The 13,350-nt window shown below is 31.2% G+C and carries 9 protein-coding genes; all 9 read right to left on the reverse strand.

The annotated features are described in order from the left end of the window. Window positions 1-8: 8 nt before the first annotated feature. Entirely contained in the window at window positions 9-926 is a 918-nt protein-coding gene (locus FNE73_RS09680; RefSeq protein ID WP_143884409.1) for a glycosyltransferase family 2 protein, read from the reverse strand. Beyond that, window positions 923-2,059: an NAD-dependent epimerase/dehydratase family protein gene (locus tag FNE73_RS09685; protein ID WP_143884410.1), complete on the reverse strand. Its 1,137-nt coding sequence runs from the start codon at window positions 2,057-2,059 to the stop codon at window positions 923-925. The genes FNE73_RS09680 and FNE73_RS09685 overlap by 4 nt, the downstream gene beginning before the upstream one ends. 26 nt (window positions 2,060-2,085) lie before the next feature. Continuing rightward, on the reverse strand, window positions 2,086-2,685 hold the full coding sequence (locus FNE73_RS09690; protein WP_143884411.1) for an acyltransferase: 600 nt from the start codon (window positions 2,683-2,685) through the stop codon (window positions 2,086-2,088). 10 nt (window positions 2,686-2,695) lie between these two features. Next, a complete protein-coding gene (locus tag FNE73_RS09695; protein ID WP_143884412.1) occupies window positions 2,696-3,625 on the reverse strand; it encodes a class I SAM-dependent methyltransferase in 930 nt (309 codons plus the stop codon). Further along, a complete protein-coding gene (locus tag FNE73_RS09700) occupies window positions 3,622-5,115 on the reverse strand; it encodes an oligosaccharide flippase family protein (RefSeq protein WP_143884413.1) in 1,494 nt (497 codons plus the stop codon). Before FNE73_RS09700 ends, FNE73_RS09695 begins: the two co-directional genes overlap by 4 nt. 19 nt (window positions 5,116-5,134) lie before the next feature. Then, window positions 5,135-7,477: a GumC family protein gene (locus FNE73_RS09705; RefSeq protein WP_143884414.1), complete on the reverse strand. Its 2,343-nt coding sequence runs from the start codon at window positions 7,475-7,477 to the stop codon at window positions 5,135-5,137. A gap of 182 nt (window positions 7,478-7,659) precedes the next feature. After that, complete coding sequence (locus tag FNE73_RS09710; RefSeq protein WP_143884415.1) at window positions 7,660-8,301, reverse strand: DUF3575 domain-containing protein; 642 nt, start codon at window positions 8,299-8,301, stop codon at window positions 7,660-7,662. A 4-nt stretch (window positions 8,302-8,305) separates the two neighbouring features. After that, window positions 8,306-8,875 carry a sugar transferase gene (locus tag FNE73_RS09715; protein ID WP_317129879.1) on the reverse strand — a complete coding sequence of 190 codons (570 nt, stop codon included), beginning with the start codon at window positions 8,873-8,875 and terminating at the stop codon, window positions 8,306-8,308. A 128-nt stretch (window positions 8,876-9,003) separates the two neighbouring features. Further along, complete coding sequence (locus tag FNE73_RS09720) at window positions 9,004-13,203, reverse strand: T9SS type B sorting domain-containing protein (RefSeq protein WP_143884416.1); 4,200 nt, start codon at window positions 13,201-13,203, stop codon at window positions 9,004-9,006. Between the last annotated feature and the right edge of the window lie 147 nt (window positions 13,204-13,350).

Raw genomic sequence — 13,350 nt, forward strand, 5'->3', positions numbered from 1 at the left:
AATCGATTTTATATTTTACAATCTTTAATTGACTTAGATTTTTTTTGGTATAATTTTAAACCTTCAATATAAGCATGTAAAGCTATCTTCCATTGCTTTCTGGAATATTTAAAATATAGGATAATAAGAATGTAAAGAAAATTATATCCTAGTACATACCATACATATAGGGGTTTGTAGTTTTTTAAAGAAAAATAGACTAAATTCCTCCATAAAAATCTTACAGAAAAATCACTCATTTTTCCTGTAGAAGAAGATTCATTATGATAAACAACGGAAGAGAAAATATACCATAGTGACTTTTGATACTTTTCTATTGCTCTGTATACAAAATCCGTATCGTCATAATAAACAAAATAGTTCTCATCCATTAATCCTACATCATTAAAAACATTTTTTTTCACAAGCATAAAGCATGTAGGGGCATAAACTACTTGTTTATCATAATCAAACTGACCTATATCTTCTTGTCCTTCTCCATACTGAATTGTAATCCCATTACGCAAGTTGTATCCACCACCGGCTGCCCAAATTTTATTAGTTCCATAAAAATAGATTTTCGGAACTACCATATCAGCATCTCTCACTAATAATCCATTTCTTAATTGCTCTATTGAATCAGGGTTTAACACAATATCATTATTGGATATTAAAAAAAAATCACAATTATCTTTTAATGCTTTTTTAATCCCAATATTATTCCCTTTTGCCACACCGTAATTAGCATCATTTTCAATTATTATAGTTTCAAATGCGTAATGATCTTTTAACCTCTTTGATAATTCTAAAGAACCATCGGGAGATAGGTTATCTACGATATATAAAACAAAGTTGCGGTAAGTTTGTTTACTTAAACTTTCAAAAAATTCAGTAAGAACAGGCTCACTATTATACAATATAGTAATAATTCCTATTTTTTCATTCATTTGTATAATCCTTTATTTTTCATTTCTTCAATAGAGGATTCGTACATATCATAAGGAACTTCTTGTTTATTAACCCAATCAGTAAATTCTTTAATTCCTTTATTAAAATCCCATTTCGGTTCAAAATTTAAATCTTGTTTTATTTTTGAAATATCTGCAAAATTATGTCTAATGTCTCCGAGCCTATAGCTGCCAGTAATATTGATCGGCACTTTGGCTTTATAATACTCTGTTAATTTCTCTGCAACCGTTAAGACATCTGTTGCTATACCTGTACCTACATTATAGATTTTTCCATCAGCATTCTCATTTTCTAAACCTAGTAATGTTGCCTCAACAACATCATCTATAAAAACAAAATCTCTTGTTTCCTTTCCGTCTTCAAATATATTAATAGGATTATTATTCTTTATTCTAGTAGAAAATATAGATAATATTCCTGTGTAAGGATTTGAAAGAGATTGTCCGGGACCGTAAACATTTTGATATCTGTAAGCTACTGCAGAAATATTTAAGGACTGACAGACAGTAAGAACCAACTGCTCTTGATTCTGCTTTGTAATACCATATACTGAAGTTGGGTGAATCTTACTATCTTCAGAAGTAGGTAGCAATTCTACGTTTTTATTACAAATAGGACATTTACATAAAAAATCTCCATTTTTCATATTACTATCTTCTCTAGATAGTGGATATACTATCCCATGTTCTGTACATAAATATTTACCTTCACCATATATTGCCCTAGAAGACGCAACAATCACTTTTTTAACGCTATGAACAGAATTGGCTAATAAATCAAGAAATAATGCAGTTCCTCCAATATTTATATCGGTATATTTTTGAATTTCATACATAGACTGACCAGTACCTGTTTCAGCAGCTAAATGTATAACCGCTTCCTGATTTTCTAAAGCATCAATCCAATCTTGTTTTGACGTTACTGTACCTTTTATAAAATTAACCTTATTTAAGATTTTTTTATATAGAGGAGATGTAATGATAGGATTTTCGCCATGAATCTGAGGTGAAAGATTATCCAAAACGGTTACATTAATGCCTTTTTCAATTAGTCTTAATGCTAAATTAGAACCTATAAATCCTGCCCCGCCTGTAATCAAAATGTTTTTCATAAATAGCTTTTTCTTAGTAAGAGAATTTAAATTTGAATAAAATTACCTTTATCATCTGTTTTGAGCCATTCTTTTTTATCAAAAGAATATCTTTTAATAATTTTTGCGGGTGATCCGGCAATTACACAATAATCTGGAAAGTTACCTCTTAATACAGCATTGGAACCTACCACACAATGATTACCTAAAATAGTTCCTGGCTGAATAACTGCACCATAACCAATAAAGCAATTTTCTCCAATATGAGTTTTGCTAATTATATTCTGCTGATCCAATATATGTTTGCCAATTTCCTTATAATTATGATCTAAATTACTAATAAAAACATTTCCTGAAATTGTACAATTTCTTTCTATACATAATTCTAATTTACAACTTATTATATGAAAATTTTGTCCAATATTTGCGTTTTCTTTTATTGTAATAGTACCTCCATTGTGTGTTTCTATACGACTTCCGGGATAGATTGTTACACCTTTTTCGATTTTTACACCGCCGCCATTATAAATAAATATTGGAGATACCAAAGTTGATTTAATGTGTATATTTATAATTTTAAAACGAACTGGAATCGTGCGAATTATTCTTTCGATAAAACTTATCTTTTTATGATCAAAAATATTCATAAATAACAAATCAATTTATCTTTTTTAAGACAAAACGTATAACATCGCCATCTTTTATTTCATTTAATTTTTTAGCAAATTTATTGCAATCTTTAATATATTTTGAAGAAAGTGAAAGGCTGTCACTATACTTTAAGTTTCGCAAATATTTTTCACTTTCTATAAATTGGTAAGCACCGGATTCGTAATGCTCTTTTTCAATTACAAAACCTGTATTTTGTGATAAAATATTCATACTTTTAACAGTATGAATATAAAAATGCCGAGGAGCATCAAGCTGAAACCAATTTACACCATATTTACGCCAAGCATAACTATCACAAACAGGAACTTGAATTAGAACTTTACCATCATTATTTAAAAGTCTGTGGAGTTCTTTCATTACACCGAACTGATTATCCATATGCTCAAGTACACCGCTCATCATAATGAGTGAATAATTTCCCTCATGTTCAAAAATAGTTTCTTTATATACTTTACCTGAATTTTTATCTAATATAATTTCTTTTTCAATAAAAGGATCTATTCCACTTAAATTTTTAAAACCCCAAGTCGCCATCTGTTGAAGAAAAATACCATTCCCACATCCAACATCTAGAATGGGTGATGTCAATTTTGTTTCTTTTAACACAGAAAGTAAATTCGACTCTTTTTGATAGAAAAAATTATGCTTAATTATTTTTTTGTAATACAGTTTAAATAATATATTTTTGATAAAAGATTTATAATTTTTAGCAGGTAAATTCTTAAATGAATAATATTTATCAATAGGATAATATTTTGAAATATCCAAAGGAGGTTCATTAATTTGGAGACAACCACAAGATGAACATTTAAAATACAAAAAAGTATCATCAAATCCAAACATCATTTCACGACCTATAAATTCTGTATTATTTTTAGAATTATTACATATTCTACATATATATTGTACACTCATTTCTTAATCATTTGGCGTTTATTTATTAATCTTTTAATTATTTCATTTTTCAAAATTAATGGTAAAAATAAAAATATAAGTAATAATAAAAGAATTGCTTTGGTTTCATCCCAATATATATTCAAAAAACGAAATATGAATATACACAAAACATATATTAAACAAAATAATACGAATTGTAATTTATAATTCCAAGAAAATATTTTAATATAGCTTATCTTAATTTTACTTCCATAGCTATAAATCAAAATTATTGACGAAACTGCTATTGAAATACCCCATGCTAAAACTACTCCATAGCCGTAGAAAGAGTTCCCAAGCAAATATCCAAGGATCAAATTAATTAAAGCCATGCCGATATGTATTGACAGCAAAATAGTCAGTCTCCCCTCGGCAAGACAGCTAAAGTAAGCCGGTCCACATAATATATTAATTAAATTAGAAGCTATCAAAATTAGCATTGATAATGAAAAATCATAATTAAAACTACCAATCCATATTATTGAAATTAATGGAATTGCTAACATAAACAAAGAAGATAGCGGTACTGTTATAAGTAAAAGAACTTTATTCATTTTCTGATAAAACTCTTGAGTTTGTGCGCGCGTTTTAATCTTATAATTTTGAACGATTACAGGAACAACAACCTGATTTGTATTTACAAGCAAAGCTCTAAATTGATTAACAGCTTTACTTGCCATTTCGTAATGACCTACAAATGCCAGTCCCCCAAACTTACTTAAAAGTATTTTTGTGGTAGGCTCACATAATAATTGTGCTATAGAAATCGCTTGAAATTTATAACCATAGTTGAAAAGCTCTTTGAAAGATTGCGAACTCCATTTCCAATTTACAATATTATTATCCTGACTCAGTTTTAAAGTAAATATTATAGCTGAAATAAGAATGAATAATGATTGTATAAGTTGTGCAATCGCAACACCTATTATATTATATTCTGGAGTTAAAAATAATACCAGTATCAGCATTACTATTCCTGAAATAATAAAAATGTAGTTTCTAATATAATTTTTTTGATGTCCCTCTAAAACAGATGTAAATATGCCGCCTACAGCATTTATTGTTAAAGACGCTAATGAATATGGTAATATATTCATTGCTATATTTATAAAGTTTTCATCTACCACATAAGGCAAAATTATTTCTGCGAATAAAATAATGATTACACTTAATAGCGAAAACAAGGTAATCATTGAAATAGTAGATGTAAAAATGAGTTTACCTATTTTAGTTCTATCATCACCTATTAAATATTCAGCTACAAATTTTACAAGACCAGATGTAAATCCTAAGTTTGCTAAATTTGCTATAGATGAAAATGATAAAATCAGTGACCAAATTCCTAATTGTTCTGCACCAATATTCTCTAAAAGATATTTATACAGAAAAAAGTATAATACTCCGGTAAAACCAACCTGAAAAACAGTTGAAATAGCATTAATAGTAAGCTTTTTAGAAGAAAAATTCATCGTAAATTATTTTTTACAACTAAAATCTTTGCCACCATTTTTTTTCATCAGCATTATTATAGCCGTATCCAAATTTGTTGCCATATCCAAAGTTTGTCTCACTTACTCCATTTACGACTATAGCAACGTTATTCAGTTTCTTTTCTTCCACATTTACGTTCAAAAATTCAAAATAACTTTTCTCGGTAACTTCAGATCTCGTTACATACACAATAACATCTGACTTGTCTGCAATAAGGAAAGAATCTGTTACCAATAAAAGAGGTGCAGTATCCAAAACAATATATTTATATTTATTTTCTTTTTTTACTGTTGCTAAAAGCTCATTCAATTTTCCGTTTTGAAGTAGATCAGTCGGATTAGGCGGAATAGCTCCTGAATAAATAAGATCACAGTTTTCATTATATCCGCTGGAGTGAATAATATTATCAATAGATACCTCATCACCACTCAGAAATTCAGTCAGTCCTTTGGCAGACTTCATCGATGGATTATATCGTTGAAGTTGTGGATTTCTTACATCAGCTCCTATAACTAGAACCCTATCCCGTGAGGATGCTAAAATTACAGAAAGATTAGTAGAAATAAATGTTTTTCCTTCACCTTTAACGGATGATGTGACCATAATAACATTAGAATCTTTTTTTGGAAGCAGAAATTTAAGATTTGTAACAAAGATTCTGAAAGCTTCTGCCATTGGAGAAACATCATTAAATGAAACTAGAGGCTCATTTCTATTCTTTAGCTTTGGAATTTCAGCAATTACAGGTAGTTTTGTTAGTTTGTTGATATCTGATCTATTAAGAATAGAACTTTGTAAAAGCAATTTAGCATATATTATTGAAAAAGGAATTATTAATCCTAAAACGGCAAAAACACCTAAAATAACCATTTTTCTTGGTGCAACAGGTTTTTTAAATATAAAAGCTTTATCAATAATTCTTGCTTTTTCTGCTGTGATTTCCATGCTTATTGCTGCCTCTTCACGTTTTTGCAATAATAATAGATACAAATTTTCCTTTATCTGTTGTTGACGCTCTATACTTCTAAATAGTTTTTCCTGACCAGGAATTTTGCTTATCATAGATTCCGAACCTCCTAACTGAGTTTCTACTTTCTTTCTGGCCAATTCTAATGTGGTAACATTTCTTTGTAAAGACTCAGAAAGAGAAGATTTCATTTGCTCAATCTGTTTATTCATATCTTTTACAAGCGGATTGTCTGGTGTTGCCTCTTGTAAATACTTATTACGCTGTAATACCAAAGCATTATAGTCCTGAATGGCATTTAAGGCGGCTTCATTTTCGAGCCCTATATTAAGTGGCAATACATCACCTGTTCCCTTTTTATTTAAAGAACTTCTTAGGAATTTATTAAGTTCCATCTGTGTTCCTAATTCTAATATTTGAGCCTTACTTTGCTCTTTCATCTGAAGGTTAATCCTCGCTTCTGTTGGAAGATCTACTATATTATTCCCAGATTTAAAGCCTTGCTTCTGAGATTCCACATCACCTAATTCCCTGGAAATCAATAAAATTCTTTCATCAATAAAATCTTTTGTCTTCTTTGATTCAATATTTTTATCGTTGATGGCATAAACATTATATTGTCTTACAAGGCGATTTAGAAAATCTTTAGCCTTATCTTTATTTTCAAAATCAACAGATAATGTTATTATAGTCCCATCTTTATCCATCAAATCTACTTTTAAAGCTTCCTGATAGTCAACAACAGTATTATCAAAACTTGAATAGTAAAATATAATATCCGACATATCTACTTTATACGGAGTTCTATATTTAGGATTTTTTGAAATAATCAGTGTCGCAAATGGTAGACTTGTTGTCTTATTATATGTAGTAATAATATCTTTATCAAACTCTTCGGATGATAATATAATATTATCACCTTTCGTCTGAATAGAAATAGGCTTCTTCGGAAGTTCAATATTTTCCTTTTCCTTAATAATATTTATAATGTATGGATTAGATTCTCCATACAATTCTAATTTTTTTAGACTTTGTTTTGCATAAAATGTTATTTGAAAGTTAAGTTCTCTCAGAACATCTTCTACAATTGATTTAGATTCAAAAACTCCTACTTCATTTTCAATACTACTGGTTCCCATTCCATTTAGTCCCCCCAAACTTTGAAGTACTCCTATATCACCTGCTGCTGCAGACATCTTTTTTGCATCTTTAATAAGTACAGAGGTCTGGGCTTTATAGACAGGTGATTTTGATTTAATATAATAAATTGCTGCAAGTAATGCCAGAAAAACTGTGGCAACAAAATACTTCCAGTTTCTTAAATATGGTGTTAGAAGCTCTTTTATATTAATTTCTTTCTTATTACTATCCATTTTTTTGGATTAATGCTTAAATATTAATTTTTATAAACGATTGCAAATATATCCATTATTTACTATAAAAAGCAGTATTGACAAAGGATAATTTACCATAATCTTTACTTATCATAAAAAATTTTAATGGTGTATAATAATACAAAAAAAAACTTAAACAGAAATAAGGCTAACATATTAATCTACAATATATAAGTAATCATCACTCCGCCTCTTGTAGGAATTATTTCTCCGCTTTTATTCCAGTTCTTTGCACCATCATATCGTTCTCCGTTATCTTTCAAATATCCTTTATACAATGACTGAGTAAGTCCGACACCACCAAAAACGTCAATTCCCAGCTTATCATTTATAATAAAGTGATAACCGCCACTAATTCCCAATATAAAAGCCAGTCCTTTCTGGTAACGATCTGTTACACGGACAGTCCCATCCGGTAATAATTCCGGAACTCCATTTTCATCAACTACAGGCGCAGGATTGAAGTAGTTCCACTTTTGTAAATTAAAAGCACCAACAGATCCGTAAATTCCAAGATGCCATTTCTTCATGACTTCACCAAAATAATACCTGCCTTCCAAAGTACCCATGTAGATCTGAAGATTTTTCCCGCTAAATGATTTCCAGGGAGAAACAAAAACTTCAGCCTGCAAAGATATTTTTTTATTCAAGGATCGCTCTGCTGAGGCATTAAAAATTCCGAAAGGAACAAAAGGCGCATTAATTTTAACCTGTGTTTGAGCTTTTACTGATAAGACAAAAAATAATATAAGTACTGTACAAATTTTTTGCACTAGTCTTAAAATGCAGATTTTTAAAAACATTAATTTATTTTAAAATGAGAAAAAAGGTCTTCAGCAAAATCTGTGCATCTTTTTTAAATGAAAGCTGATAATAGTAATCCAGATTCATTTTTACTTTCTCAGGAAAAAGAATACTATCGTTATATTCCAAAGGATTTTTCTGCTGTTTAAGGATATCCTCTTCATTACTGAACTTTATTCCAGCTTCGCTGGTAAGACCAGGCTTTAAATTTAAAATCAATTGATTTTCGCCTTCCAATGCGTCATAATATCCGGGAATGTCTGGTCTTGGACCAACAAAAGACATATCGCCTTTCAAAATATTAAATAACTGAGGCAGCTCATCAAGTTTTGTTTTCCGCATCCATTTTCCAACAGAAGACTTTTTAGAGGTTTTAGCATGATAAGTTCTTAATTTGTAAATAACAAAAGTTTTACCGTACCGCCCTACTCTTTTCTGTGTAAATATTCCCGGAAAGCCAGTATCGAAAGATGAAATTATAATCAATAATAAAAATAAAGGCAGCAGAGTAATAATTGATATAAGACTTAGTCCGTAATCCATCATTGCTTTCCACCAAGGGTATTTTTTCACGTTGCATTTAATTGTCCGGTAAAGATATGATAAAGAAATATCTTTTTTAATATTACCTATTTAATTATTTATTACGAAAAAGAGCCTTACAAAAAAAGTAAGGCTTGCCAAATGCAAGATGTGTAAAATCAGTTATTATTCTTAACAAGAATCCAGCCGGTAAATGTTCTTCCATCCGGAAGCGTAATGACATACCAATAGCTTGATGTAGGAATAGGTCTGCCTGCAATTGTACCGTCCCAAACAATCTGCGTATTGGTATTTTGTTCAAAAATAAGATAACTATATCGGTCAAAAACTTTCACATTAGTCATTTCCTTTCCAAATACCTGAAGATTTTTCACAATCCATTTATCATTAAAACCATCACCATTTGGTGTAATGGTATTTTTAATATCTAAAATTACTCCGTCTTTTTTTACAATACATTTCCCTTCAGCATATTTTACATAAAATGTTGTAATTCCGGTTGGAAGATTATAGAAAATATTGCTGTCCTGCCAGTTGAAACCATCTATGGAATATAATATAGGCTGTGAACCCGTAGCAATCACCGTAAAAGTATTACCATTTGCTGTAAGCTGTTGTATTACGGGAACATCATAATATTTAGCTTCGAATGTTGCAGTAAAAGAGCAGCCACTATCAGAAACCACAGTTACAGAATAAATTCCCTGTAAAACAGCATTAGAAAGAGTATTTCCTGTTGATACGATTTCTACCGCAGGATTAGTCCATGTATAACTTATAATAGTATGTCCTTCAACATTTAATGTAAAGCTGAAGCTTTCCCCCGGACAAAAAAACTGTGTAGGGATTACAAAAGAAGGAACAGATTTTAATGTAATATTTATTGATGCAATATCGGGGCAAAAACCAGGCGCACTTACTTTTACAAAAACAGTATTAGGCATCGTATTTTGATTAAAAGTAAAATTTGAAGGATTGGAAACTGCATTGATCCCTGAATTGAGGTCTGAAAGCGACAAATAATAAGTAAACACAGCATTACTGCCGCTAAATATCTGATTTTCAAATTGTGTTAAATTTAAATTCTCTACGCCGTCATTTCCGTTATCACAAATATTATTCATTAGAAAAGGTCCTGCATTCTGAAGCGTAACTTTACTTCCAGCTGTAAAATTAATACTTGCCACATCATCACAGCCGGGAATATTGGTAACCTTTACCCATATTTGCTGAGGAAATGGCTGTGCAGAAAAGTTTTGGGGATTTGCTATTGGGTTTGTTCCATTTAAAGCATCCTGTTGAGTAAGATAGTAAGAAAAGGTATTGATTGAATTAGGAATATCAACATATAACTGAGTAAAATTATTGAGATTAACTTCAAAAATGCCGTCTAAATTATCGTCGCATATAATGACTGTTGAATTAATCGCTTTAGGTGGAAAATAAGTATTGAGCTGAATTGGCGCAACAGAATAACAGCCAGTAGTTTTTGATTGAAATCTTGCCCAGATCTGAACTGTAGAAATACTAGTTACTATAGTGTTGCCGATCTGCGATGACGAATTCCCGGAATTGGCATCAGCTGAATTCAGATAGAATGAAACATCCATATCAGATAAAGGCTGAGAATTTTGAGAAGCTACAAACAATTGGGAAAGAGCATCATTCAACTGAAAAGTTTCATTCAGATTAAAATCTTCATCACATTGATTGAGCACTGCATTATTCAATACAATTGCGGGCAGAAAGGTCATCTGGACAGTAAGTTGAGTAACAGAAAAACATTCACTGCTATTAAATTTAGTTTTAACAAAAACGGTGGCATTTCCAGGAACCGGAAACTGAGAAGGATCTGAAATCTGTCCTGAAAATGTTTGCGTTAAAGCATTATAAGAAGTATAGTAAGTAAAAGTTACTCCGGAACCGGTGTATATTTGTGGCTGAGCCTGCAATAGATTGTAAACTTCAACACCGTCATTATTATTGTCGCAAATATTGGTAAGAGAAATCGTCACATTAGGATTCACATTTGGTGTCGGAGTAAGACTGACTGTTATAGGATATACCTGAATACAGTTATAAGAATTTATTCTAACAAAGATCTGTTGATTCCCATTAATATTTACAGTGCTGATTGGATTTGTATTGTTTTGTGCATTAGCCTGAGTGAGAAAAAAAATTACCGTTGCATTCTGATTGCCAATGATTTGACCTGAAAACTGATTTAATAGAACATTTTCGGAGTTATCATTATTAAAATCACAGATGGTAAAATTTGATTGCACAATGACTGGATGCACAAGATTTACATTGATTGCTCTTACCGTATAACAGTCATCATCCTGCTCAAAACGAACGAAAAACGTCTTGGTAACTAAATTGCCGTTGTCTGTGATAATCTGATTCGGAGAAATGGGTGTAAGACCCTCCATAGCAGCCAGATAATTATCATAAAATTCTGTAACAGGTACAGTTAAAGGCTGCGTAAGCATATTGGAAGATAGTGTAGCGAGATTAACTGTAATATCTTCCGAACCATTAAAACAGATATATTCATTTTTATCATTAGCCAAAATTTCGGTAAACGTAATATTCATATTAACAGGAACTACGGCAAAACATCCCCCCGGAATCTGCACCCTGATAAAAATTGTATAAATTCCTTTCTTGATACTTCCCAATGGAGTTCCGCCACCCTGAAAAGCAGCTGCTGCAGTCTCGTAAGGTGTAAAAGAAACCCCAGGCTGGTTTGATATAAGCGGTCCCAGATTAACTGCAAAATCAAATTCTTCAAAATTATCTGCATTAATGTCACACATAGTCAAAACAAATGAAATAGGTGAGTTGACATTGACACCTGTTTTTAAAACAAAATTCACAGGTCCCAGTATATAAGTACAACCCAAAGACTGTATACGAACCCAAATTTTTGTTCCCGACGAAATATTTGCAGATGTAACAGCTCCTGTATTATTTTGAGCATCATTCTGTGAAAGGAAATATGAAAATCCGGTAGTTCCAACAGGAAAAATTTCATTATTAATAAGATTTAGGTCATAGTTTGCCTCAATTCCATCATTATTGGTATCACAGACAGAAATAACATCGGTTATAAGATTATATGTCTTAAAATTTAATGTAAGAACAGCTGTTCTGTAACAATCAGGGATTGATGGGTTCTGAATTCTCACATATAAAACCGAATTGGAATTGAGAATATAATTTGTTGAGATACTGTTGGTATTATTTTGTGCATCCTGAATGGTATTATAGAATGTAAAAATAAAATTAGAAGGATTCTGAGAAGTAAGGTTGGGTCTGAAATCATTCAGGTTCAGCGTGATGGGAGAGTTTCCGCAAAAATCCTGACTATAATTTTTAGACGAAGGATAAGCAGGATCAAAACTAAGATTAAAATCATCAGATAATGTCAAAATACTGTTTCCGCAGATATTAAAGTTGACATTGGCTGTGTAAAGTTCATTCTGTGTAGGGCAGAGAGTTGCAGTAATACCTGTGGCTACAATTTGTCCTGAAGAATCTAGCCAGTTTACCTGCGGCTGTATGTTGGCTCCTGATGGCGAAAATCGCCACGCTTCCTGTGAAGCCTGCCAGTTTCCTGTATTTCTTGATACCGGAGAATATCCCAGACTACCATCATCATTTATTATACCTATAAGAGCATTCTCAAATTTCCTTGTTGCACAAGGCTGTGGCTTAGATCCTATAAAAACATCTACTACATTGGTTGTTTCATGCAGAACAATCTGCGATGAAGATCTTTCTGTACATCCGGCAATTCTTCCTTCAAAAAAATTAATAACAAACTTTCTGTTAGGATAGCTTCCGGTTACAGAATAATAGATCTCTGAAGCATCAGACGAAGAAAAAACCATATCATGATAAGCTCCGAAAATTGAATTTTTAGGCAAACTTGCACTTGGGTTTTGCCATGCGACATTAGGATAATTGATATTTCCTAACTGGCTTTCATCAAATGTAATCATGCCGTTGGAACCTACTACAACAGATTCAAAATATTGATTGAAAAAGCAGAATTTAAATGGAAGATTAAGCTTTGCTGCAAAAAGATCATCATAATTTGCGTTGATTGGCGTCCCCTGATTAAAAGGAATCACAGGGAAAAAATTTTCTGAAGTTGTTTCATATGAAGTTGTCTGCTTAATCACTGGATATTCTACCCCAAGTGTGAAACAGCCATTTGCATCCAGATTATTTACACAGGTTACATTAAAGTTTTCATTTCCTGAAGCATCTGTTACTTTAACAGCAATAGGAGCCTGAGCAAAATATAAAACAGCAAAAAACAAACAAAAAACTGATAAAAATTTTGTCATTGATTTGGCTTAAATATGATTATAAAAAATGTTATGGATTAAAAACACCATAATCATTGCTTAACAAAAATAATAAATTACATAGATGAACGAATAAATTATAAAATTAAGTGGTAAAAATTCACAAATCAATACACATAAATAGTT

This window comes from Chryseobacterium binzhouense (genome assembly GCF_007474545.1).
Lineage (GTDB): Bacteria > Bacteroidota > Bacteroidia > Flavobacteriales > Weeksellaceae > Chryseobacterium > Chryseobacterium binzhouense.